Origin of the sequence: Ferrovibrio sp. (genome assembly GCF_965278975.1) — a bacterium.
GTDB lineage: Bacteria > Pseudomonadota > Alphaproteobacteria > Ferrovibrionales > Ferrovibrionaceae > Ferrovibrio.
Window position 1 is genome coordinate 526248 of record NZ_OZ257126.1, and the last position, 23165, is coordinate 549412.

Consider the following 23165-nt stretch of genomic DNA (forward strand, 5'->3'; position numbering starts at 1 on the left):
CGGATTACTGAGCAGCGAGTCTCCATGCTTGCACCTATTATACTGCTTCCCGGACTGAAATCCGATCACCGTGTTTGGGCGCCCCAGGCCGCCGCGCTATCGGCAACAGGCCCTGTAGAAATTCCCGTTGCGGCACTGGATAGCGATCGCATCGAACAGATGGCGGCGCAGGTGCTGGCTTCAGCGCCCCCCGTCTTCGCTCTCGCCGGCTGCTCGATGGGCGGCTATGTGGCGCTGGCCGTGGTGCGCCAAGCCCCGGAACGGATACAGCGCCTGGCGTTGCTTTCCACCTCGGCACGCCCAGAACATCCGAATGCCACACCTGGCCGTCATGCTGCCCTGGCCCAAGCCCGCAAGGACGGCGTTGGCGCGATGGCGCGGGCCGGACTGGACCGTGATTTCCATGCCGCACACCATAAAGATCCGGCACTCGGCGACATCATGGCTGGCATGGCAGAAGCCATCGGCCTCGCTGTCATCGAGCGACAGATGCAGGCGGCGATCACCCGCCCCGATGCCCGCCCGGCACTCCCGGGAATAGCCTGCCCCACACTGGTAATTTGCGGCGAGGATGACCAGATCACACCGCCGGATTGCGCCCATGAACTGGCTGCCGCCATCCCGCATGCGGCGCTGCATCTGCTGCCGGATTGCGGCCATTGCGCCACATTGGAAAAACCGGCTGCCGTCACCGCATTCATGCTCGAATGGCTGCGGCAATGATCCCTGCTCTTCATGCCACACCGGATACGACAAGCCGGCTCGCCAGCCGGCCATTGGGCCGCAGCGGCCTGTCCGTCAGCAGCATCGGCTTTGGCGCGGCGCCAATCGGCGACCTCTATGCCCATCTCGATGATGCCGAAGCCATTGCCACCGTCCGCGCCGCCCATGATGCCGGCATCACCCTGTTCGATACCGCCCCGCTTTATGGCCATGGCCTGGCCGAGCAGCGCTGCGGCGCCGCCTTGCGCGGCCTGCCGCGCAACAGTTTCATCCTGTCCACCAAAGTTGGCCGCTGGATGGACCCGGCGCGGCCACGCGGCGATGGTTCCGGCTATTTCGGCGGGCTGCAGCAGGGTGCCGTGATTGATTATTCCTACGATGGCACGATGCGCGCCATCGAACAGTCGCTGCTGCGGTTGGGCCTTGATCATATCGACATCCTGCTGATTCATGACGTGGACATCTGGACCCATGGCGCCGATGCAATCGACCAGCGTTTTCGCGAAGCCATGGAAGGCAGTTACCGGGCGTTGGACGGCCTGCGCCAAAGCGGCACCATCCGCGCCATCGGCATCGGCGTGAATGAAGCCGAGATGTGCGAGCGTTTCGCCAGGGCGGGCGATTTCGATACCATGATGCTGGCTGGCCGCTACTCACTACTGGAGCAGCCGGCGCTCGCTTCCTTTCTGCCACTAGCCCAGCGCAAGGGCATTGGCGTGATGCTGGGCGGCGTGTTCAACTCCGGTATCCTCGCCACTGGCCCGCGACCGGATGCGCGCTATAACTACGCCCCGGCACCGCCTGCGATCCTCAACAAGGTAAGCCGCATCTCGACGATATGCACGACCCATGGTGTCGCACTCGCGGCTGCCGCCCTGCAATTCGCTCAGGCGCATCCGGCTGTCTCCAGCGTTGTTCTCGGCGCCACTTCACCGCTTGAGGTGAAGCGCAATCTCGCGGCTGTCTTGCAGCCGATACCGGCGGCCTTGTGGGATGATCTGCGCAACGAAGGGCTGCTCGATCCGGCAGCGCCGGTGCCGGCATGACTGCCTTTGCACCACGTATCGACGCGCATCAGCATTTCTGGCAACTGGCCCGTGGCGATTATGGCTGGCTGACGCCGGACCTCGCTCCGATCCATCGTGACTTTGGCCCGGCCGACCTCGCACCGTTGCGCAGGGCCCAGGGCATTGCCGCCAGTATTCTGGTGCAGGCCGCGCCGACTGAAGCCGAAACTTTGTTTCTGCTCGATATTGCCAAGCATAATGAGAGCGTGGTCGGGGTGATCGGCTGGTGCGATTTCGAAGCCGCGGACGCTGCCGCCCACATCGCACGCCTTGCATCTGATCCACTGCTGGTGGGCCTGCGCCCGATGGTGCAGGACATCCCGGATCCTGACTGGCTGCTGCGCCCCAATCTTGACGCTGCCTTCACAGCCATGCAGCAACATGGCCTGGTATTCGATGCCCTGATCAAGCCGCTGCACCTGCCGCGTCTGCTGCAATTGACGGATCGTCATCCCGGTCTGTGCATGGTGATCGACCACGGCGCCAAGCCCGACCTCCGGCCAGGAACCGATCTAAACACTTGGCGCAAAGATATCGCGGACCTTGCTGCTTTGCCGCAGATGCATTGCAAGCTGTCCGGCCTGGTCACCGAAGCAGGCAACAACTGGCAGCCGGAAGAGATACTACCCGCGATGCAGCATCTGCTGGATTGCTTTGGCGCCACGCGGCTGCTTTGGGGCAGTGATTGGCCCGTGCTGGAGCTGGCAGGAAGCTATGCCGACTGGTTCGCGCTTTGCCAGTCCCTGTTGGCGCCACTGCCACTTGAAGCGCAGGCGGACATATTCGGCGGCAATGCCGTCAGGCTCTACCTCTCGCAACGGGGACGACGCGTATGCTGAAGACCATAGATCCGCTTCTCGGCGCCGATCTGCTCTGGATGCTGGCGGCGATGGGCCATGGCGACGATCTGGCGGTCGTTGACGATAACCATCCAGCCGAACGCATCGCGCGCGCCACTGTTTCCGGTCGCTTGATCCGCATGCCGGGCATTCTGCTGCCGCAGGCCCTGAAAGCGATCCTCACCTTGCTGCCGATAGATGATTTCGAGCCGGATCCGATCCGCACCATGGCGCCAGTGGATAAGCGCATGGCACAGCCCGAGGTGCAGCGGGAAGTGCAACGATTGATCACGGCCAAGATTGGACGCGGCTCCAAGCTGGCGAATCTGGAACGCGAAGCCTTCTATCGCGCTGGAGAACAGTCCTTCGGTGTCGTTCAGGTTGGCGATAGCCGTCCCTATGGCTGCTTCCTGCTGCGCAAGGGCGTGATCAACTGACCCTCTACAGGCGCTCACTATTGCAGTGAACCGCCGAGCGCCGCCGGCACAGACCCATAACTCCGCACTCGATTGCCGAAGCAACTTAGCCAGCAAGCCACATCCCTGCCCGAGCGATATATCAATACCCCGTTGATTATTAAGTATGGAAATAATACTATTATAAAATAATAGTATTATTCAGGGGTATGTCTCATGGCCGTGCAGCGGCTTTATCCGGCAATTCCGGAATCCGATTATCTCGAACGGCGCTCCCGGCTACAGCACCATCTGAGCGAGACCGGCCTGCAGGGGGCGCTTCTGTTCAACCGCGCCAATGTTGCCTGGCTCACCGGCTTCCGCCCCAGCATCATTGCGCCGAACATGGCATTTGTTGCCGCCTACCTGCCAGTAGCCGGTGAAGCCCAGCTTATCGGCATGCCGGGGCTGGCGAACCTGATGCGCGAATCCGCCTGGGGTGAAGTGACCACGGTGGATAGCCCTGCTGCCGGAATCGCCATGCTGCTGCGGCTCGCCGGGCCGCGCGGCAGCATCGGCATCGAAGGCTCCATGGGCTTGCACCGCGCCGCCGATGCGGCAGAGCTCAGCGCCATTGAACAGGGTATCGGCGCGGCGCGGCTGGCGGATATCTCCGCCCAGCTCTGGGATTGCCGCATCATCAAGACGGCCTGGGAACAGACACAATATCGCCGCCTCGGCGCCATCACGGCCCTGGGTTTCCGTGCCGGCCTGACGATGATCGCCCCAGGCATCAACGAACAGGAAGTCGCCCGCGCCATGTGGGGCGCAATGATCGCCGCCGGTGCCGATGCCGGCCCCAATGGCGGCCAGATCATGGTGCGCTCCGGCCCAGACCGCTATGCGGTGTTCTGTGGACCGCCGACGGCGCGGCGCGTGCAGAAGGGCGAGCAGATGATGCTGGCCGGTGGTCCGGTGCTGAATGGCTACCATATCGATATTCACCGCTTCGCCAATATCGGTCCGGTGAGCGACCTGCAGGCACGGCTTTATGCCCAAAGCCGGCGCGGTATTGATGCGGCTCTTGCCGTGATCAAGCCCGGCGCCACTCTGGGCAATATCTACGCGGCGGCGGCTGCCGCGATGCGCGAGGGCGCCGCTACCGAAGCGATAGCCTGGCGCGTCTTCGGCCATGGCATCGGACTGGAGAATTACGAATATCCGATGATCAATGAAGGCAGCGACGTGGTGCTGCGCGAGGGCATGGCCCTGGCCATTGAGATCCCGGCCTATGATGTGCCGCAATTCCGGGTACAGGGCGCTTTCCTGGAAGAATGCGTACTGGTCACGGCGGATGGCGCCGAGAATCTGACTGCGGGCGTGCCCCGCGATCTGCATGTGGTGATGTGAGGAAATGATGCGAGAAAAAACAATGCCAGATCAGGCCCTGCTGCTGATGATGACCGACGTGGCCGATGAACACGAGGCGGCCTACAATGCCTGGTACAATGATGTCCATATTCCCGAGCTGATGCAGCTGCCGGGCTTCATTTCCGCCGAGCGTTTCCGCCAGATCGGCCCCGGCATCCGCTATCTCGCGCTATACCGGCTGGCCAACCCGGAGGCAGTGGAAAGCGAGACCTACAAGAAATGGCGCGCGGCTTCCGAAAGCACGCAATTCTGGGTCTCGCGCTTCACCGCCATGGAACGCCATCTGTACCAGCGTATTTTCGCTGCTTCAGCCGGCAGCTAAAGCCTGCAATTCTGCATTGAGCGGCGAGGCGACATCAGCGAATTGCCGCACAATGGAGAAATGATTCTCGTTGGCTAATGCCACATAATGGCTGGCGGAAGCCGGTGCGAGAGCAAGGATACGATTTGACTCTTCCTTGAAGGCTTCGGTTTCCAGGCCCCCAACAACGGCACGCGTTGGCGCCGCCCAGCCTTTTGAGGCACCAAAGGGTGTGAATTCCGCGATCTCATCATCACTGAGTTTCACATCATCATTGATCGTGGTGCGAGCCACGGCGCTCAAGTCATAGAGGCCGCTGAGCAGCAGAGCGCCTGTGACGCGATCCGCTGCCGGATGCGACAGCAACAGCAGGCTGGCAAGCTGCGCACCGGCGGAATGGCCCGAAAGAATGATGTCGCCTGATACCTTGCGGGTCAGCAAGGCAAAGGCATCGGCAACCGCCAGCGCCATTTCGCGCATGGTGGCCTGCGGGGCCAAAGGATAGCCGATACTGGCGAAGGATAGCCCCAGCGCCCGCATGGCCGGCGCCATATAATGGAAATTGGCGCGGCTGCCGGCCCGCCAGGCACCGCCATGAATGAAGCAGAATGTGGTGCGGCTGCCAGGATGGGGGAAGAAATCCACCGCCTGCCGCTCACCCGGCCCATAGGTGAAACTCTGCGGCGCGCCATGGCTTTCGCGATAGCGCCGGCTTTCCACTTCACGCCATTCGAAATGACGTTGAAAATCCGGCACGGCGTGACGCGGGTTGTATTCCAGCTCGATCTGCTCGTCGCTCAAACCTTGCCACAATGCCATGGTTCAGGCTCGCTTCATCAAGCCGGCAATCTGCATGTCGCCGGCGAATTCGATGGCTTTTTCTATATCCAGGAACACCTTGCGTTTGGTATTGCCTCCTGCGATCGCGAGATACACCAATCCCAGCCACTGCGAATAGATGGTAACGGCCGCCGTCTTCACGTCCATGGCGCGTAATTCACCGCGCTTGATGCCTTGATTGAGGCATTTTGCGATTACATCGCGGGCAGCTTCGAATTTCTCGCCCACCGCCTGTATCTGCGCCCGGGACAAATGCTTTTCACGGCCTGGGAAATAGAACCACGACAGCTTCTCGAAATATTCTGGGTGATTGAAGAAGAAGGTGATGTAGGCTCGGGCCAAAGCACCGAGATTCTCGCGAGTGCTGGAGCGCTCGCTCACCGAAGTCTGCAGCGATACTACCAGTGCCTCGGCATCGGCCAGTGTGATTGCCGAGTATATTTCCAGCTTATTTTCAAAATAGCTGTAGATCGTCGCCTTCGACATGTCGGCGGCTTCCGCAATCTCGTCCATCGTGACGTCGAGATAGGAGCTATTGAGAAAAAGCTGTTTCGCCGTGGTGAGAATTTCCTGGCGGCGCTTCTCAATTTTGCGCTTTTTGCGGGCTGTATTCATGGCTTTTCTGTATCCCGGCTAGAATCGGCGAGAAACCCGATCCTACTAGAATCAAACTTTCATCGCCATGGATAGAAAAATGTAGACTATAATTTTTCAATAGTATAATTTCATACCCATGACAGGGTCATCGTAAAGATGAGCTGGCGGGGGACATGAAGATAAAGCGGATCAATACCAGTGCTCGCATGAGCAAGGCCGTGGTTTATGCCGGCATGGTGCATCTGGCCGGTATCGTGGCCGAAGCACCCTGCGCGACCATCACGGATGAGACGCAGCAGATACTTGCCACCATCGATGACCTATTGACCCAGGCCGGCTCCGGCCGGGACCGCCTGCTCTCAGCGCAGTTCTGGGTCAGCGACATGCGCTACTACGACGAAATGAACCGTGTGTGGGATGCCTGGCTGCCGGCCGGCGAAGCACCTGCGCGCGCCTGCGTTGAAGCCAAACTGGCGCGCCCTCATGCCCGTATCGAGATCATGGTGGTGGCGGCACAAAAAGACGCCTGAGCCTGATTTCCTTGATTAACCAGTCGATTTCTCTCGCCCCATTGCGCAATCACAAGGAGAAGCAGATGTCCATGAAGCATACCATTGCCCTCGCCCTTACCTGTTCGGTCCTTGCCCTGGCTGCACAATCGGCTCTGGCCCAGGACATCAAGATCGGCTCTCTCAGTGCCCTTACTGGCTCTGCCAGCCAGCCTGGTCAGTCGCAGCGCGATGCGATCAAGATGGTGGTGGACGAGGTGAACGCCAAAGGCGGCATCAAGGGCCGCAAGATTCAGCTTTTCATCGAGGATGACCAGTTGCAGCCGACCGTGGCCGCCAATGCCGCGCGCCGCCTGGTATTCCAGAATGACGTGTTCGCCGTGATCGGTACGCCGAACAGCCCCACCGCGCTTTCCGCCCTGGAAGTGACCATGGAAGCCAAGGTGCCGCATCTGGTGCTCGGCGTGGCGCCGAAGGTGACGCAGATGGGCAACCCCTATGTGCTGCGCGTGACCCCGACCGATTCCATTCTGGCCGCGGCGCTGGTCGAATATGCCGTGAAGAAGAAGGGTGCCGCCAAGATCGCCATCCTTTCCGACAGTTCCGACTACGGCAAGGGCGGCCTCGCCTCGGCCACTGCCGCACTGACCAAACTGAACATGAAGCCGGTGATCACTGAAGCCTTCAATAACGAAGACAAGGATTTCGCCTCGCAGATCAACAAGATCAAGGCTTCCGGTGCTGACAGCCTGATCCTCTGGGGCTTCTATGTCGAAGGCGCCAAGATCGTCTCGGCCGCACAGAAGCTGGGCCTCGGCCTGCCGATCTACGCCAGCTCCGGTGTGCTGCAGGGCAATTTCCTCGAACTCGCCGGCTCGGCCGCCGAGGGCGTCACCGTGGTGAGCTACTATTCCAACGCCGATAGTGCGCCGCAGACCAAGGAATTCATCGCCAAGTGGAAGAAAGCCTACCAGACCGACCCGAACCCGGTGGCCGGCCTGGGCTATGACAGCATCAACATGCTGCTGGCGGCAATCGAGAAGGTAGGCACCGACCGCGAGAAGGTGGTGGCCGAACTGAAGTCGTTGAAGAACTTCCCCGGCGTCACCGGCATGAAGACCGGTGCGCCGGATGGCGAACTCGGCCAGGGGGCGATCATCCTGCAGATCAAGCAGGGTGTCGCCGAAGCGGTGTCGCAGTAATCCAGTCGGGTAGGGGATGGCGATGCTTGGTGCACTTCTACAACAAGTCGTCAGCGGTCTGGCCGTCGGCAGCGTCTACGCCCTGGTGGCGCTGGCCTTCAGCCTGACCGTGCGAGCCCTGAATCAGATCAACTTCGCCACTGGTGAATTGTTCATGCTGGGTGCCTATGTCGGCATCGGCTTCACCGTGACGCTTGGTCTGCCCTTCTGGGCCGCCATCCCCCTTACCGCCGCAGCGGTTTCGATCATCGGCGTGATATTCGAGAAAGTTGCCTATCGCCCGGTGTTCAAGGCGAATGTCAATCATCCGGCACGCCTGCATATCCTGATCATCTGCTCCACCATCGGCACCGGCATCTTCCTGCAGAACGGCGCCATGCTGGTCTGGGGTGCGCAGGCCCTGCCCTTCCCCAAGGTGTTCGACCAGCAGCCGCTTTCCGTTTTCGGCGCGCTGATCCCTACTGAGTATCTCTGGATCACCGCCGTAGCCATCGCCCTGATGGCGGCCCTGAATTTCTTCCTGCAAAGCAGCTGGATCGGTAAGGGACTGCGTGCCGCAGCCCAGGACCGTGAAACCGCCGCCCTGATGGGCGTGCGCCTGGCTGCCGCCGATTCCTGGACCTTCGGCCTTTCCGCCGGCGTCGGCGCGGTCGGCGGCCTGCTGATTGGCGCGATTTCCTTCGCTTATCCCACCATGGGCGCCGGCTATGCCTTGAAGGGCTTTACCGCTGCGGTAATCGGCGGTCTCGGCTCGATGCGCGGGGCTTTGCTCGGCGGCCTGCTGCTCGGCCTGGCGGAGAGTCTGGTGATCGCGTTGATCTCCTCGGTCTACAAGGATGTGGTCGCCTTCGCGCTGCTGCTCCTGTTCCTGCAGTACAAGCCCTCCGGCCTGCTGCTTAAGCCCGTGCAACGCCGCGTCTGAGGCTGTGAGATGAAAACCTACCTCGCCATCGCCGCCACCATTGCAATCCTGGCGCTACTGCCGGTCTTCGGTGCCAATCCCTATACACTGCACATCTACTCACTGATCGGCATCTACGCCATCGTGGCCATGGGGCTGAACCTGGTTTTCGGCTATGCCGGCCAGATTTCGCTGGGTCATGCGGCCTATTTCGCTGTAGGCGCCTATGTCTCGGCCCTCACCACCATCGATCTCGGCCTGCCCTTCTGGATCGGCCTGCTTTTCGCGGGCATCGTCGCCTTCATTCTCGGCTACATCGTCGGCACGCCTTCACTGAAGCTGGAAGGCTCCTATCTCGGCATGGCCACCATCGGCTTCGGCGAGATCGTGAAGATGACCCTGGTGAACTGGGAAGTGGTAACGCGCGGCCCCACCGGCATCTCGCGCATCCCGCATCCCGCCCTGTTCGGCTACAGCTTCAATACCCCGACGGCGAAATACTATCTGGTGCTGGTGATCGGTGCCCTGGCCTTCCTGGTTTACTGGAATCTGGTCCGCTCGCATTTCGGCTCACGCTTCGTAGCGGTGCGGGACAGCCCCAAGGCCACCGCCGCCATGGGCATCGACCTGCAGCGCACCAAAGTACTTGCCTTTGCCATCTCCACCACTTTTGCCGGCATCGGCGGTTCGCTCTACGCCCACCTCAATCGCTATATCGCGCCGGATGCTTTTGGCCTCGGGGAATCGATCAACCTGCTGATCATGACCGTGATTGGTGGAATGGGCACGCTTACCGGCCCGCTGGTCGGCGCCGTGATCGTGGTCTATCTGCGCGAAACCCTCACCATGCTGAAAGACTACAACATGCTGATCTACGGCTTGTTGCTGATGGTGCTGATGATCTTCGTGCCGCGCGGCCTGGTGGGCACCGCGGCCCTGTTCTGGCGCCGGAGCTGATGCCATGTTGAAAGTAAGCAATCTGGCCAAAAGCTTCGCCGGCCTCAAGGCCGTATCCGATGCCAGCTTCGAGCTGCAGGCCGGCGAGATCGTGTCGATGATAGGGCCGAATGGCGCCGGCAAGACCTCGGCCTTCAACATGATCACCGGCTTCTATGCGGCTGATACCGGCAGCATCCTGTTCAAGGGCCAGGAAATCAACGGCCTGCCGCCGCATGCCATTGCCCGGCTCGGCATCGGCCGCACCTTCCAGAATATTGAGTTATTCCAGGATATGACGGTGACGCATAACATGCGCGTTGCCTGCCAGTGCCATTCTCCGGTCTCGGCGCTGGGTGCCATTTTCCGCCTGCCCGCTACCTTGCGGCGCGAGCGCGAGGAAAGCGAACGCATCACTGCGTTGCTTGAGCTGCTGGGCCTGGCGGACAAGGCGAATTATCTCGCTTCGGCGCTTTCCTATGGTGAACAGCGGCGGCTGGAAATGGCGCGCGCGCTGGCAACCGATGCCTCGTTGATCCTGCTGGATGAACCGACCGCCGGCATGACCCCGACGGAAGTCGGCGTCATGATGGAAACCATCGAACGGGTGCGGCAACGCGGCATCACCATCTTCCTGATCGAGCACAACATGAAATTGGTGATGGGTGTATCCGATCGTATTATCGTGATGGATCATGGCGTGAAGATCGCAGAGGGCAAGCCGGCTGAGATCCGCAGCAATCCCCGCGTGCTGCAAGCTTATCTCGGCGAGGAGGATGCGGCATGAGCCTGCTCGATATCAAATCCCTCTCCGTTTCCTATGGTCGCATCCCGGCTTTGCGCGATGTATCTCTGTCCGTGAATAGCGGCGAGGTCGTCGCTCTGATTGGCGCGAACGGTGCCGGCAAGACCTCTCTACTCAAGGCTATTTCACGTCTACTGCCGGCCAGCGGCGAAATCGTGCTGGAGGGCAAATCGCTCAGCCGTGCCGCCCCCAGCGACGTGGTACGCGCCGGCGTCTCGCATGTGCCGGAAGGCCGTCGCGTGTTCCGTGAGATGACTATCGACGAGAATCTGGAAATGGGCGCTTATTCGCGCGCCAAGGAAGCTGATCTTGAGCGAGAGAAGGCGCAAATCTTCGAACGCTTCCCCGTGCTGCATGAGCGCCGCCACCAGATGGCCGACACCCTTTCCGGCGGCGAACAGCAGATGCTGGCCATGGGCCGCGCCATGATGGCCAAACCGCGCATCCTGCTGCTGGATGAGCCTTCGATGGGCCTGGCACCAAAACTGGTGAAAGTGATCTTCTCGATCATCCGAGACATCAACCAGGCCGGCACCACCATCCTGCTGGTGGAGCAGAATGCCGCCATGGCACTGGGCGTTGCCAACCGTGCCTACGTGCTGGAGAACGGCCAGATCGTGATGTCTGGTGAGGCCGCAGCTCTGGCGCGAGACCCCAAGGTGAGTGATGCCTATCTCGGCGGCTCTGTGGCTTGAAATATTCCGGCGCTATGGCGCTGGGCAACGAAAAGGGCCGCGATGGGGATCGCGGCCCTCTTTTGGTTTATTCACACCTGTTTCAGCCAGGTGTCTGGCCGGCCCAGGCCCAGGCCCTCTCCCAGCCGGCTTCATGCTCGAAGGGCGCCGGCGCTGCCTCGCCATGCCGGCGCGGCTTGCCAAGCAGGCGGGTGGTCTGCTCCGGCCCCGGCGGCGTGTTAATCCACACGAATTCCAACGGCTCCTTGCCGGTATTGGCCAGCGAATGCACGGCATTGCGCCCGGCATAGACCGTGGTCTCCGGCCCGATGGGGCGGGTTTCACCATCCACCGTGGCAATACCCTCGCCGCGATAGACGAAGAACACGCCTTCTGCACGGCCAAAGGAACGTGCCGGCATCACACCACCCGGTGGGATGCTCTGGGTGCCCATGGCAAACATGTTACTGGTCATGGTGTCATGCCACAGCTTCCAGGTAACGAAGCCACCGGTCGGTTGCGGCTGCCAGTAGGACACGCCTTCATCCGGCTGCATGCAGATCGCCGCACCCCGTTCCTCCGGCTTGGCGCTGGTGATGCGCGCCGGATCGGCGAAGCGGCCCTGCACCAGCAGGTCCTTCATGTCCGGTATCTGCTCGCGGCCATAGCGCGGCGGCGGCGGTTCACCCCAGACACGCGGCCGGCCCATGCCGCGCCAAGTAATCTCAGCGCAGGGGGGGAACAGCACGGCCAGCACCTTCATGGTGCCTGGCGACTTGTTCAGCAGCGCATGCAGCGTATAACGCCCGACCAGGCAGGTGGCACCCGGGCCAACCTCGAAATCCTGGCCATTCAGATGCAAGGTGCCTTCCCCCTCGTAGAGGAAAAGGATTTCCTCGGCAGCGTCGTGGGCATGATGCCGGATAACGCAGCCTTCATCGATATACTGCGTCGCCACCGTGAAGGTGTTAGACGGACAATTCTCGGGCGTGAGAATGGTGTTCATGCAGCCATGCGACGGGGCCGGCTGCCACCAGCTTTGCGCCTCTTCACGCTGGATGATGAGACCACGGGACGGGGTATTCAGCACGATCATCCTCCTAAGAATAATTTATCGTCCTGGTCCGAAAACTATACTCTTATTGTATAAAAGTATAGTATTAAATTCAGACGTTGAAACGATACCTATGGTGAGGCGGCATGGCGGAAAGAGCGGCAGAGTATCCGGTGATGCCGGCGATCATCGGACGCTGGTCGCAACGCGCGATGTCCGGTGCGGCGGTGAGCGAAGCGGAATTGATGAGCCTGTTTGAGGCGGCGCGTTGGGCGCCCTCTTCCTATAACGGCCAGCCATGGCGCTATATCTATGCGCATAAAGGCAGTGCTGCCTGGAATGCGATGTTCGACCTGCTGGATCCGATCAATAAGCTATGGTGTACGAATGCTGCTGTGTTGATGATCCTGGTGGCACGGACGCAATTCGAGCATAATGAAAAGCACGATCGCTCCCATGCGCTGAATGCTGGCGCTTCATGGCAGAATCTGGCCTTGCAGGGCCATGCCCTGGGCCTGGCCGTGCGCGGCATGCAGGATTTCGATTATGTGCGCGCCGTGGAGAGCTTCAATATCCGTGAGCCCTACGCCGTACAGATGATGATAGCCGTGGGTCAACCGGGCGACCGGGCCTTGCTGCCCGAGCCACTGCGCAGCAAGGATAGCCCCACCTTGCGCAAGCCGGTGGCTGCCATTGCCTTCGAGAATGCTTTCACGCCGGACAATTGAGGCGGATCACTCCGCCACCACCACCTCTTCGGTGACAAAAAGCCGCGTATTCGGCAAATCGACAAAGGTCTCCTCGTCCGGCCGGATGATTTCCCGGTAACGTTCCGACATCATCGTCGCCTGTAATTCCTCGATGCTGTCGAACCAGATTTCTACGATGCCGTCGATGGGCCGTGCCATTTCGCGGCCATCCATATGTCTGCACTGCCCAGGTAGCACATGATTCTGGCGGTAACCGCGGAAGCGGCCCCAAATTTCCGGCACCGAGCGCACTACCAGAGGATGGTGCATGCGCCAAGCCACGCTGAACTCCGCCGGGCTGATGCCGGGCTTGCGGCGCAGGATGGACATGAACTTCACCGCGCCACGGCCTTCCTTGATGATGAATTCCTCAGCCAGGAAATGAACTGACTCCGCTGTGGAAACCCCTGGGATCCGACTCAGCGAACACGCCCCCAGACGAGATGCGGCATCACTGCGCCAATACTCCGCCACGCCTGCATAAGCACCAGCTGCAAATCCATCAATCGGATTGCCTACAAGATTGCGGCGATGCGCAAAGGCATGCGTCAGTTGCGCGCCTTCCTCCCCAAGCCAGGCGGCACGGAAGTTCTCCGGTATGCGCGCCATGGCATCGTGAAGCAGAATGAATTCTTTTACCGAAGGCATTGCAGGCGACTCCGCTAGGCATGAATAAAATGATTATGCCTGCTTGTGCGAAAGAATATAGAGAATCCGACATCGGATATGACGATTGACAGTCAAGCTGGCAGTAGTGCCTGGACGGTAACGAGGCCATGGCGTTGGTTGGCATTTATAGGGGAAATACGGATTTCAACCACACCTCAATCGGTATCGCCTCTTTCAGATGCTTCGCTCAACCAACGCGTGGCATCATCGGCTTGCAGAGGCTTCGAGACTAGATATCCCTGCACCATATCGCACCCCAACTCACGCAATACTGCGAGCTGAGCTTCAGTCTCAACTCCCTCAGCAACACAAGTCAGGTCAAGGTTGTGCGCCAGATCTATTATGGTCTTGGCGATCACACGCGATTGTCGTGAATGATCACATTCACGCACAAAGGCCCGATCTATCTTCAGTTCGGAGAAAGGTAGCATATGTAATTGCACAAGAGAGGAGTAACCCGTTCCGAAATCATCGATCGACAGATGAAATCCCTTGATCCGAATCCGCGTGAGTATATCCATTGCAGTGATTGGATCACTCATGGCGGTAGTTTCAGTCAACTCCAGAGCAATAGATTCCGGGAGAACCCCCACAACATCACATTTCGCTTTGAGCCTATCGGCGAAAGAGGCATCGCCCAGATTCTGCGCAGAAATATTCACTGCGACTGTAGTTTTCAACTCGCTTCCCGCCCATTCCTGCTGCTGGAGCAGAGCCATGTCCAGCACCGTATCGGTTAGCCGGTTCATCAACCCATGTTTCTCGGCAATATCCAGGAACTTATCCGGAGCAAGCAAGCCTCGCTCAGGGTGACGCCACCTTAGCAGCGCCTCGAATCCAACCATATGACCATAAGATAGATTTGCCGCTGTGGGTTTCCCCAACCGTATCTTCGGCTGATAGACCAGACAGAATTGCCCAGACTGGAGGGCAACATCAATGGTCGCCGCATCGATTGGCGCATTCGCGCCTGACCGCTCCACAGCGCCGAGCACAGAGAGTACATCTTCTACTCGGAATGGCTTTTGCATCGTACTGACTATCTTCAGGCCACGCTCTATGCCCAGCCGGCGCGCCGCTTCAATCACTTTCTGATCGAACCCGCTCATAATGATGACGTCGGCATGAGCTTTTTGTTCGGCCAGCCAACGCAAAACCTCAATGCCATCAACTCCAGGCATCTGCAGATCAAGAAAAATATGCGACGGGACCCGATCCCCATAGCTTTGCCGGAATGTCAAAATATCGGCAGTCGCCATTGGATCGAATCCACCTGCCCGGGCAACCCTGCTGAGGAAATTGCCAATCTCCAAATCGTCATCAAGTATCAGTACATTACCACGGGACATGACTTCACGTGCTCAGGAGCTTGTTGAGTTCGGCTTCGAGGTCTGAAATGCGGTAGGGCTTGTTCAGAATACGTGCCCTTAGGCCGGGATTTGAGCGGCTCAGTGCAGCCTCAGGAAATCCCGAAGTCAGCAGAACTTTTATGCTTGGCCAGGCATTCATGATCCGGTCGGCGAGTACGATACCGTTTACTTCTCCCGGCATGACCACATCCGAGAATACTGCATCAATTCCCCCTTCCCGTTCCAGAATCTGCAACGCCTCCGCCCCACTCTGCGCCACCACAATCTGGTGCCCCATGCTGGTAATCTGCTGCATCACCACTTGGCGCACACTATCGTTGTCTTCGACAATCAGGATGCGTCCGCGATGTTTAGGCTTTAGAAGACTGCCGGGTATACCCAAGGCCTGAGTATCACCCGTTATCTTTCTTGTGCGTGGCAGGTAAATCTTGAAACAGGTGCCGCGATTCAGTTCGCTATACACATTTATGTAGCCGCCGGACTGTTTGACAAAACCATAGACCATGGCAAGACCAAGGCCAGTCCCCCTGTTCACTTCCTTGGTGGTGAAGAATGGCTCGAATATCCGCGACATGATTTCCGGGCTTATGCCGGAGCCTGTATCCGTTACCGACAGAAGCACATACTCACCAGGAGCCGGCTCCGGCTGCGCCATATCGCCGTCACCATCAATCACCCTGTTCGATGTCTCGATTGTGAGGCGGCCAGCACCGGACATTGCATCCCGGGCATTGACCGCCAGATTCAACACGACCGAATCAAGCTGCGCCGGATCTATTTCCACTGGCCACAACTTCGGCTCGTCTATCAACTCGATGACAATCTGCTCACCCAATGTGCGACTGAGCAATTTTACCGAATTACGCACCAGGACATTCACATCGACTATATCCGGCTTCAGCGTCTGTCGCCTCCCGAAAGCCAGAAGCTGCTTCGTCAGATCGGCGCCTCGCAGACATGCTGACATTGCTCCATCCAGCAATTCGCGCAGTTGCGGATCTTTCTCGCCAGAGCGAGCTGCCAAATCAATATTACCGATAACAACGGTCAGCATATTGTTGAAGTCGTGAGCAATACCTCCGGTAAGATTGCCAATCGCCTCCATCTTCTGAGCCTGATACAATTGCTCTTCAATACGTCGGCGCTCACGCAGATCCTCGAGTGTATACACTCGGCCGAATACATCGCCGAAATGATCAGTCAGAGGCCCACCAGATAGGTTGACCAGAACTTGGCTGCCATCCTTGTGCCGGCAATGCAATTCCCAATCCCGTACACTGTTATTTGAAGCCAGCACAACACCATATGGTTCCTGCTGCATGAAATCGCCGGGCAGCACCGTGTTCGGACGCCCGACTATTTCCGAAGAACGGTAGCCAAAGACATTCTCTGCTGCCCGATTCCAGGTCGTTACCACGCCATCCCCATTCTCGGTCATTGTCGGTACTGGCGTGGATTCCAGTATCATCAACAATTCCGCCGTCCTCTCGGCCACTTTGCGCTCCAGTGACTCCCGCAACTGAACACGCTCCAGCGCTATGGCTATCTGCTTGCCAATACTGGATAGCGTGCGCAACTCCTCCTGAGTGAATATATGCTCATTGGTGCCAACAAGATTAAACACACCTTTGACAGCACCATTAATCTCCAGTGAAACGCTGGCATGATAACGCAACGGCTGATCTGGTGCATCCCGCGTCAATCGCTCACATTCGAACACAATAGCATTCGTATTCAAGCCACCACGCCGCACCAATTTCTGACATTTACATTCAGCACAGGAAGCTTCGTCCACAAACAATTGGCGAGGTTCTCCGGAAGACGCTGCAAGCGTGAATTCATTGCCATCGAATATATAAAACCATGCAGCATGAACTCCTGGCAATTTGAGACCACGCTCAACCGCACTCCTTGCCACATCTATCTCGCTGCTGCAGGAATTCAGCCCTTCGGCAAGACCGTAAAGGGCATTCAGCGTCTCATACGACTTGGCCAACTCCTTCTGCCGTGCGTCCAACGCGTCATACAAGCTAATCGCTTGCTCATAGGTCGAGATCAGCAGGTCGAGAATCTGTTGCCGCTCAGCGGTAATGAAATGCCGATTGCCCGACAATTCTATCTCGATACCAACCTGCAATTTTCCCGACCGGCGCAGTTCCCTATTGGTCAACAGGTAACGGACACGCGAGATCAGCAATTCGTGATCGAATGGCTTGACCACGAAATTGTCAGCGCCAACATCCAGTCCTTTGAATACGTCTCCTGGACTGGAAAGCGAGGTGACAAGGATAAACGGTATCTCCGATAGACGCGCTTCCGTCTTGATCGCCCGGCAAAAGCTATAGCCATCCATCTCGGGCATCACGATATCGCTGATAATGAGATCAGGTGGGGAGCCTTGTGCCAGTGCCAACGCTTCCCGGCCATTGCGGGCGGCCATCACTGTAAAGCCCTGATCCTCCAGCAGCATGATCAATTCCTGCGCCTGGGTTGGACTATCTTCCGCGATCAAGATCGTGGCCGCGCCACGCGCAGTTGCTCCTCTAATCATTGCCCCTCCCGATCGTCTATGCTTTTTCCTGGCAGCAGCAACCGGGCCAAACCCGCCGGCGGCAGTACATACCGCGCCGCGCCCAGAGCCACCGCAACACCCGGCATGCCAAATACCACCGAGCTAGCCTCGTCCTGAACTGCCGTAGCTCCGCCAGCGTCGCGGATCGCCTTCAACCCCATAGCGCCATCCCGGCCCATACCGGAAAGCAAAATACCCATCGCCTGGTGACCATAAGCCGCTGCCACCGAGCGAAACAGATAATCGGCAGAAGGCCGGAAGCCTTCTTCCGGCGGAGCACTTGCCAACTGAATACGACCATGTGGATCAATACCTAGATGCAGATCATCCGGAGCTAAATACACTTGGCCAGAACGAGTCCGCTCCCCTTGCTGCGCTACTGCAATAGGGAAACGCAGCAAGCCCTCCATCCATTTCGCGAACCCTTCCACGAAGCCGCGCGCCATATGCTGCACCACAAGCACGGGGGCGGCCGGCCGTACACAGGCCGAAAGAATATCCACCAGAACGCCAGGGGCTCCTGTGGAGCCGGCAATGGCATACAATTTCGGCACCGTATCGCCTTCGCGCTCCCTAACGATACGTTCCTTCATCTGCGTCTGCACGCGCCGCACCACTTTGACTTCCGACATGATGCGCAGTGTATTGACCAGAGTCTGGCGCTGCTCCTCATGTTCCGGTGCATCAAAGCTTCCTGGCTTCCCAAGGAAAGTCAAAGCGCCGACCTTTACTGCCTCGAAGCTGTATACCAATTCTGTCTCAGAAGCGGTGCTGCTGATCATAACAATTGGGGTTGGGCAGGATTCCATTATACGACGCGCCGCCTCAAAGCCGTTAGCCCGCGGCATATGGCAGTCCATCAAAATGATATCAGGCTTCAAGGCCACGGCCATATCGACAGCCGCCACACCATCGGGTGCGATGCCGACAAGATCGAAACCACCGCTTTCTTCCAAAATCATAGCCAGCATGGCGCTTTGAGTGCGAGAATCCTCCGCTATCAACACCCTTATCAGACGCGAATTAGGTGGGGGAATCATACGAGCCGCCCCACAATCTCAAGAAGGTTGCTCTGATCGAAGGAGGATTTCAGAACATAGGCATTCGCACCAATTTGAATGCCCCGATCACGGTCTTCGCGCGACTCAAGCGCGGTCACCAGCACGACGGGGATATCAGCAAGTTTAGCATCAGCACGAATACGCGCCGTTAGGTCGAAGCCGTTTAGACGAGGCATATCGATATCCGATACCACCAGATCAAATCGGCCGCTGCGCACCATATCCCAGCCCTCACTGCCATCAGCGGCAACTTCGACAACATAGCCCACCGCTTCGAATAGATTCCGCTCCATGGTGCGAGTGGTCATTGAATCATCCACCACAAGGATGCGTTTGGTGCGCTTGGCCTCCATGCGGGCTGCCAGCTTACTGCGGTGCTTCATGCCTTGGATGGAGGCGAGTATATCAGCCGGTCGCAACACCAGCGCCATCTCCCCCGTTGGCAACAAACCAGCAGATGCGATATGGCTTACCCGCTTTAAAGGCGCAGGCAGGTCTTTCATCAGGATATCGGTCTTGCCACTCACCGCATCCACCATAATCACCGCCCGCCGCCCGCTGCCCGCGACGATAACACAGGAATGCAAGCCCCTCCTCTGCCCTAAGGCTTCGTCCAGAGGAAGATCGAGCAGTGCGGAAATATGAGCAAATGGCAGTGCCTCGCCGCCATGAGCATGCACCCCGGTCCGCATCGCCACCTCAACCTCATCCCGCGACAGGCCTATAACTCGCTCAACCGCATCTGACGGCCAGAGGAGACGGGTATCACCTGCCATTACCAGCAGGCCCTGATAGCTGGCGACGTTGGCGGGAAGCTCTAACCGTATGGTGGTACCTTTGCCCTCTCCACTGCGCACAATGACACGGCCATCCATCCGTTCGATCTGTTCGCGTACGATTGAAAGGCCTAGGCCCAGGCCGGAGATACTGGTGATGACAGGGCTTGTGCTGATGCCGGAGCGAAAAGCAAGATCGATCACATCGTGATCCGACAATGCCTGCAATTGCGCTTGAGATGCCGCTCTGGCTCGCAATGCCGCATTGCGCAAGGCAGACAGGTTCATGCCGCGCCCATCATCGCTGATCTCGATCGCCACACGCCCACCTTCCATTGCCTGGATTGTAGCGGTGATCCGACCACGGCGGGGTTTCCCTGCCAATTCGCGCTGTTCCGGCGCTTCGATGCCATGGTCGATGGCATTACGAACAATATGAATTAGGGGATCCTTGACGATCTCAATTACTTTGCGGTCAACTTCTATACCGTTATCACGCAGGCGCCACTTCGCCAGCTTGGCGGTTTCCTGGCAGAGATCGCGCACCATAGCCGGAAATGCCGTAAAGATGATCGCCGCAGGCAACATGCGTGCCTGGCGGGTTTCCTTAAACAGCTCGCTTACTGCGGCGGTCAGGCCACGATAATCCTCCTGCAATGCCAAGGCCAGGCGACGGCTGCCATTTTCGATATCCCGCAAGGCCTCCAGCAGATAGGCGTGGTTCTCGCCAAAACCCTCAGCATCACGCCCCCTGCCGTTGGCGCCATGTCGCAACTGGCGGCGCAGAGCAGCAACACCACCGGTAAGTTCGCGCGCGACACGGGCGCGCTCACCGGCCACCATGCTCGGTATCAGCAATTCCTCCGCGGCTCGCAGCAAGCGGTCAAGCTGCCCTATACCGACGCGGACACTTTCGCCATTGCGGATCGCTGGCAATTCTGTTGCGGCACGCGGTTTGGCTTCTGTTCCCCGGACAGAAGTCAGCGTAGCTTGGGTTGGCTCAGGCAAAGATTGTCCGGGCAGCGAAAATTCCGACCGGCTCCCAGCTGGAGCAGCAATCGTTTGATCGACCGATTTCAAACGAGGCAAATTCGAACTGACTGGCACCTCAGTAATACCACCGCCTCCCTCTGCAGGAAGCGCCGCATCTTTTGTGGATGACGCCAGAGGTGCCGACGCAGGCGCAGGCGCAGGTGCAGTTGATTTTACCACCGCGGCAACTGGGGGGGCTGACACTTCATCCGACAGGTGCAGTTGCCGGGCAATCTCGGCCACAGCCAGCTTTAAGGAGTCGAGATGTTGAGCCGTCAGCACAATACCGCCGCGGGTGATCCCGTGCAGCAAGGTCTCGTTGGTCTGACAGATCACCTCAATACCGCTGAAACGTACAGAACGGGCAGCACCTTTAAGGGTATGGATCACCCGGAACAGGGTCTCGATCCGCTCTCGTTCTGCAGCGGGATTCTCTGCATCGATTAAGAAGCCCAACTCACCTTCCAGCGCGAGCACATGCTCGGCGGCTTCCTCGCGGAAGGTCTCCAGCAGGCGCTTTTGTAGGGCTTCGCGGTCGATCATGGTCGCGTCAAGATGTGACGAGGCTAGTCTGCACAGTATTTGACAGGCGCTGTGCCAGCTCATTGAGATCACGGGCCGCGCTCTCAACCTGTCTCATGGCAGCCACTGTCTGAGTCGAGGATTGCTCGATATTAGCCATGGCCAAGGCAATCTGATCCATGCCGGCCTCCTGCTGCTGTGCAGTAGCAATGATCTGTTGCGTCGCCTGGGTTGCTTCAGTGACACTGCCGGACAATGCGTTGAACGAAGCACCGGATCGCTGTGCCATGCTCAGACCCTCAACTGTCGCCTTCACGCCCTGTTCTGCCGCCACCACGGTGGATTGGGCAGATTTCTGCAAATCGATGACAATACGCCGGACTTGTGTCGTCGCTTCCTTGCTGCGCTCAGCCAGCGCCTTGACCTCAGCGGCGACAACGGAGAAGCCTTTGCCGGTTTCGCCGGCCTTGGCTGCTTCGATGCTCGCATTCACAGCCAGCAGGTTTGATTGCTCTGCCAATTCGCTGACGGTGGCATTGATTTCGGCAATGGCCTCGGCTTGCTCGCTGAAGGCCAGAATCCGTTCCGCCAGTGCCTCCATGCGCTGCCGCGATTCATTGACACCCAGGATCGTGTCCTCCACCGAACGGCGGCCATCGTCCGTCATCTTCGCCATTTTTTGCGACACATCGGCAACACTGCGCGACTTGCGCGCGGCCAGTTCCGCCGCCTGGCGCACTTCCGCTACAGTTGCCGCTGTCTGACGCACTGCTGTCGCTTCTTCGGCGGTCGCGGAAACCTGCTGACTCGTCGCTGCCAGAATTTCCGCCGAGGCCGAAGCCAGACGTCTGATCGCTTCGCGTATTTCCCCAACCATCCTTTCCAGATCCGCCGTCATGCGGTTCAGACTGACCGCCAATTGACCAAGGGGGCCACGTTGGTCTTCCGAGACGCGCGCCGCCAGATTGCCATCAGCAACGTTCGCTGCAAATGTGGCATACTCGCCAACTGTCCTTTCCAGCAAATCATTTATGGTGCGTTCTTTGGCAATGTTCTGTGCCAGTTCATCCGCCATCTTGTTCACGGAGCGTGAGAGTTCAACAATTTCCTTGGGACCCGAAACCGGCGCGCGACTTTCGAGATCTCCATCCGCGATTCGCACCGCCGTTTCACGCAACGCAACGATTGGGCTCACGATCTGCTTCGTTGCGAGATAGCCTACAACCAGGGCCACGATTATCGCGGCCAATACCCAGACAATGTCCGCCAGATAGTTTTTTACGATGATACGATCCACTTCTGCCGTCGTACGGCTCGCCCACACCTTCCAACCAACAGACGGCACTGTGGCAAAGCCGCCAACACGCTCGGCACCGGTTTCATCCCGGTAAGCTTCCAATGCGCCAAACTCTCCCTGAACCAGCGCTTGAGAAACCGGCAAGCGAGAGAAATTCGTGCGCTTATTAACAAGATCGGCATTTGGATGTGCGATCACCGTGCCCGCTTCAGTCATTACACCAGCATGCCCCGTTTCGCCGAAAGCAAACTGGGCAACTTCATCCTGTAGATCGCGCACCCAGAGCGTTGCAATAATCGCACCGATGACACTGCCATCGCGGCCATAAGCCGGGCTGGCAATGATGATCACCGACTTTCCACTGGTGCGACCAACCAATAGTTCGCGCGTGATAATGGTTTTCTTTTGCACCAGCGTATTGCGGAAATACTCCCGATCCGCGATCTGCGTACCAACCGGCGACGCACCATCAGGTCCTGCAGCCGGATGGGCCGCACGGATCAACCCGGTAGCATCGGCCATCATTACGACATCAACCTTGTCATGCAATTCATTATGCGCCGCCAGCAGTTGGGTAATGGCCCCAGTATCAGATTGTGCAATATGGCTCATCGCACGACCAAGCATGGCAACCCCAGCCATCTCATCGGTTAATTCCTGCTCCAGCAGCAAGGCCAGACTGCGGGCATGGATTACGCCGCGATTGATTTCCTCGCGTAACGTCCATGACTGAATTGCCAAGATCGAGCCATATGCCAACACAATCGCGGGTAAAAGTGCGCAGATTAGGCTGCCCAGAAGCGTGGTGTGGCGCAAACTGCGATTCTTGAAGAACTGTCCCAT

At 58.6% G+C, this 23165-nt stretch carries 22 protein-coding genes; 13 read left to right on the forward strand and 9 right to left on the reverse strand.

Annotated elements, in window-relative coordinates; translation table 11 throughout:
• Positions 1-24 precede the first annotated feature (24 nt).
• From ACQY7X_RS02505 to ACQY7X_RS02530, 6 genes are all read left to right on the forward strand, one after another.
• Entirely contained in the window at positions 25-723 is a 699-nt protein-coding gene (locus ACQY7X_RS02505; protein WP_428248268.1) for an alpha/beta fold hydrolase, read from the forward strand.
• Positions 720-1769 carry an aldo/keto reductase gene (locus ACQY7X_RS02510; RefSeq protein WP_428248269.1) on the forward strand — a complete coding sequence of 350 codons (1050 nt, stop codon included), beginning with the start codon at positions 720-722 and terminating at the stop codon, positions 1767-1769. The genes ACQY7X_RS02505 and ACQY7X_RS02510 overlap by 4 nt, the downstream gene beginning before the upstream one ends.
• Entirely contained in the window at positions 1766-2629 is an 864-nt protein-coding gene (locus ACQY7X_RS02515) for an amidohydrolase family protein (protein ID WP_428248270.1), read from the forward strand. Before ACQY7X_RS02510 ends, ACQY7X_RS02515 begins: the two co-directional genes overlap by 4 nt.
• The gene (locus ACQY7X_RS02520; protein ID WP_428248271.1) at positions 2623-3066 is read left to right on the forward strand and encodes an RbsD/FucU family protein; all 444 of its coding nucleotides are present in this window, start codon (positions 2623-2625) and stop codon (positions 3064-3066) included. The genes ACQY7X_RS02515 and ACQY7X_RS02520 overlap by 7 nt, the downstream gene beginning before the upstream one ends.
• Before the next feature lie 195 nt (positions 3067-3261).
• A complete protein-coding gene (locus ACQY7X_RS02525) occupies positions 3262-4434 on the forward strand; it encodes a M24 family metallopeptidase (RefSeq protein WP_428248272.1) in 1173 nt (390 codons plus the stop codon).
• Between the two features lie 22 nt (positions 4435-4456).
• Complete coding sequence (locus tag ACQY7X_RS02530; protein WP_428248273.1) at positions 4457-4777, forward strand: DUF4286 family protein; 321 nt, start codon at positions 4457-4459, stop codon at positions 4775-4777.
• On the opposite strand, the gene ACQY7X_RS02535 is transcribed toward ACQY7X_RS02530, so the two are convergent.
• Together ACQY7X_RS02535 and ACQY7X_RS02540 are read right to left on the reverse strand one after the other, a co-directional pair.
• Positions 4763-5575: an alpha/beta hydrolase gene (locus ACQY7X_RS02535; protein ID WP_428248274.1), complete on the reverse strand. Its 813-nt coding sequence runs from the start codon at positions 5573-5575 to the stop codon at positions 4763-4765. The genes ACQY7X_RS02530 and ACQY7X_RS02535 overlap by 15 nt on opposite strands.
• A 3-nt stretch (positions 5576-5578) precedes the next feature.
• Positions 5579-6211 (reverse strand): TetR/AcrR family transcriptional regulator, encoded by a 633-nt coding sequence (locus ACQY7X_RS02540; RefSeq protein WP_428248275.1) that lies wholly within the window; start codon positions 6209-6211, stop codon positions 5579-5581.
• A 155-nt stretch (positions 6212-6366) separates the two neighbouring features.
• On the opposite strand from ACQY7X_RS02540, the gene ACQY7X_RS02545 reads away from it, so the two are divergent.
• The 6 genes from ACQY7X_RS02545 to ACQY7X_RS02570 all read left to right on the forward strand — a co-directional run bounded on the left by ACQY7X_RS02545 (position 6367) and on the right by ACQY7X_RS02570 (position 11241).
• Entirely contained in the window at positions 6367-6723 is a 357-nt protein-coding gene (locus ACQY7X_RS02545) for a RidA family protein (RefSeq protein WP_428248276.1), read from the forward strand.
• Positions 6724-6788: 65 nt separating this feature from the next.
• Positions 6789-7904 carry an ABC transporter substrate-binding protein gene (locus ACQY7X_RS02550; RefSeq protein ID WP_428248277.1) on the forward strand — a complete coding sequence of 372 codons (1116 nt, stop codon included), beginning with the start codon at positions 6789-6791 and terminating at the stop codon, positions 7902-7904.
• Between the two features lie 22 nt (positions 7905-7926).
• Positions 7927-8826 (forward strand): branched-chain amino acid ABC transporter permease, encoded by a 900-nt coding sequence (locus ACQY7X_RS02555; RefSeq protein ID WP_428248278.1) that lies wholly within the window; start codon positions 7927-7929, stop codon positions 8824-8826.
• Positions 8827-8835: 9 nt separating this feature from the next.
• Complete coding sequence (locus ACQY7X_RS02560) at positions 8836-9762, forward strand: branched-chain amino acid ABC transporter permease (RefSeq protein ID WP_428248279.1); 927 nt, start codon at positions 8836-8838, stop codon at positions 9760-9762.
• Positions 9763-9766: 4 nt separating this feature from the next.
• Positions 9767-10528 carry an ABC transporter ATP-binding protein gene (locus ACQY7X_RS02565; RefSeq protein ID WP_428248280.1) on the forward strand — a complete coding sequence of 254 codons (762 nt, stop codon included), beginning with the start codon at positions 9767-9769 and terminating at the stop codon, positions 10526-10528.
• Positions 10525-11241: an ABC transporter ATP-binding protein gene (locus ACQY7X_RS02570; RefSeq protein WP_428248281.1), complete on the forward strand. Its 717-nt coding sequence runs from the start codon at positions 10525-10527 to the stop codon at positions 11239-11241. Before ACQY7X_RS02565 ends, ACQY7X_RS02570 begins: the two co-directional genes overlap by 4 nt.
• Positions 11242-11323: 82 nt before the next feature.
• On the opposite strand, the gene ACQY7X_RS02575 is transcribed toward ACQY7X_RS02570, so the two are convergent.
• Positions 11324-12310, reverse strand: a complete 987-nt coding sequence (locus tag ACQY7X_RS02575; RefSeq protein WP_428248282.1) for a cupin domain-containing protein — start codon at positions 12308-12310, stop codon at positions 11324-11326.
• A 110-nt stretch (positions 12311-12420) separates the two neighbouring features.
• On the opposite strand from ACQY7X_RS02575, the gene ACQY7X_RS02580 reads away from it, so the two are divergent.
• A complete protein-coding gene (locus ACQY7X_RS02580) occupies positions 12421-13002 on the forward strand; it encodes a nitroreductase family protein (RefSeq protein ID WP_428248283.1) in 582 nt (193 codons plus the stop codon).
• A 6-nt stretch (positions 13003-13008) separates the two neighbouring features.
• Here the strand turns inward: ACQY7X_RS02580 and ACQY7X_RS02585 are convergent, their stop codons facing one another.
• The 6 genes from ACQY7X_RS02585 to ACQY7X_RS02610 all read right to left on the reverse strand — a co-directional run bounded on the left by ACQY7X_RS02585 (position 13009) and on the right by ACQY7X_RS02610 (position 23165).
• On the reverse strand, positions 13009-13671 hold the full coding sequence (locus tag ACQY7X_RS02585; protein WP_428248284.1) for an EthD domain-containing protein: 663 nt from the start codon (positions 13669-13671) through the stop codon (positions 13009-13011).
• Between the two features lie 176 nt (positions 13672-13847).
• Positions 13848-15041, reverse strand: a complete 1194-nt coding sequence (locus ACQY7X_RS02590; RefSeq protein WP_428248285.1) for a GGDEF/EAL domain-containing response regulator — start codon at positions 15039-15041, stop codon at positions 13848-13850.
• Between the two features lie 4 nt (positions 15042-15045).
• Positions 15046-17532, reverse strand: a complete 2487-nt coding sequence (locus tag ACQY7X_RS02595; protein ID WP_428248286.1) for a response regulator — start codon at positions 17530-17532, stop codon at positions 15046-15048.
• A gap of 77 nt (positions 17533-17609) precedes the next feature.
• Complete coding sequence (locus ACQY7X_RS02600; RefSeq protein ID WP_428248287.1) at positions 17610-18674, reverse strand: chemotaxis protein CheB; 1065 nt, start codon at positions 18672-18674, stop codon at positions 17610-17612.
• Entirely contained in the window at positions 18671-21046 is a 2376-nt protein-coding gene (locus tag ACQY7X_RS02605) for a hybrid sensor histidine kinase/response regulator (RefSeq protein ID WP_428248288.1), read from the reverse strand. The genes ACQY7X_RS02600 and ACQY7X_RS02605 overlap by 4 nt, the downstream gene beginning before the upstream one ends.
• A gap of 7 nt (positions 21047-21053) precedes the next feature.
• Positions 21054-23165, reverse strand: coding sequence for a methyl-accepting chemotaxis protein (locus ACQY7X_RS02610; protein WP_428248289.1), 2112 nt, complete (start codon positions 23163-23165; stop codon positions 21054-21056).

Bases quoted from the DNA above. Each gene is read 5' to 3' on its own strand.
- ACQY7X_RS02505 (WP_428248268.1), top strand. From the start codon at position 25: ATGCTTGCACCTATTATACTGCTTCCCGGACTGAAATCCGATCACCGT.
- ACQY7X_RS02510 (WP_428248269.1), top strand. From the start codon at position 720: ATGATCCCTGCTCTTCATGCCACACCGGATACGACAAGCCGGCTCGCC.
- ACQY7X_RS02515 (WP_428248270.1), top strand. From the start codon at position 1,766: ATGACTGCCTTTGCACCACGTATCGACGCGCATCAGCATTTCTGGCAA.
- ACQY7X_RS02520 (WP_428248271.1), top strand. From the start codon at position 2,623: ATGCTGAAGACCATAGATCCGCTTCTCGGCGCCGATCTGCTCTGGATG.
- ACQY7X_RS02525 (WP_428248272.1), top strand. From the start codon at position 3,262: ATGGCCGTGCAGCGGCTTTATCCGGCAATTCCGGAATCCGATTATCTC.
- ACQY7X_RS02530 (WP_428248273.1), top strand. From the start codon at position 4,457: ATGCCAGATCAGGCCCTGCTGCTGATGATGACCGACGTGGCCGATGAA.
- ACQY7X_RS02535 (WP_428248274.1), bottom strand. From the start codon at position 5,575: ATGGCATTGTGGCAAGGTTTGAGCGACGAGCAGATCGAGCTGGAATAC.
- ACQY7X_RS02540 (WP_428248275.1), bottom strand. From the start codon at position 6,211: ATGAATACAGCCCGCAAAAAGCGCAAAATTGAGAAGCGCCGCCAGGAA.
- ACQY7X_RS02545 (WP_428248276.1), top strand. From the start codon at position 6,367: ATGAAGATAAAGCGGATCAATACCAGTGCTCGCATGAGCAAGGCCGTG.
- ACQY7X_RS02550 (WP_428248277.1), top strand. From the start codon at position 6,789: ATGTCCATGAAGCATACCATTGCCCTCGCCCTTACCTGTTCGGTCCTT.
- ACQY7X_RS02555 (WP_428248278.1), top strand. From the start codon at position 7,927: ATGCTTGGTGCACTTCTACAACAAGTCGTCAGCGGTCTGGCCGTCGGC.
- ACQY7X_RS02560 (WP_428248279.1), top strand. From the start codon at position 8,836: ATGAAAACCTACCTCGCCATCGCCGCCACCATTGCAATCCTGGCGCTA.
- ACQY7X_RS02565 (WP_428248280.1), top strand. From the start codon at position 9,767: ATGTTGAAAGTAAGCAATCTGGCCAAAAGCTTCGCCGGCCTCAAGGCC.
- ACQY7X_RS02570 (WP_428248281.1), top strand. From the start codon at position 10,525: ATGAGCCTGCTCGATATCAAATCCCTCTCCGTTTCCTATGGTCGCATC.
- ACQY7X_RS02580 (WP_428248283.1), top strand. From the start codon at position 12,421: ATGGCGGAAAGAGCGGCAGAGTATCCGGTGATGCCGGCGATCATCGGA.
- ACQY7X_RS02585 (WP_428248284.1), bottom strand. From the start codon at position 13,671: ATGCCTTCGGTAAAAGAATTCATTCTGCTTCACGATGCCATGGCGCGC.
- ACQY7X_RS02590 (WP_428248285.1), bottom strand. From the start codon at position 15,041: ATGTCCCGTGGTAATGTACTGATACTTGATGACGATTTGGAGATTGGC.
- ACQY7X_RS02595 (WP_428248286.1), bottom strand. From the start codon at position 17,532: ATGCTGCTGGAGGATCAGGGCTTTACAGTGATGGCCGCCCGCAATGGC.
- ACQY7X_RS02600 (WP_428248287.1), bottom strand. From the start codon at position 18,674: ATGATTCCCCCACCTAATTCGCGTCTGATAAGGGTGTTGATAGCGGAG.
- ACQY7X_RS02605 (WP_428248288.1), bottom strand. From the start codon at position 21,046: ATGATCGACCGCGAAGCCCTACAAAAGCGCCTGCTGGAGACCTTCCGC.
- ACQY7X_RS02610 (WP_428248289.1), bottom strand. From the start codon at position 23,165: ATGGGACAGTTCTTCAAGAATCGCAGTTTGCGCCACACCACGCTTCTG.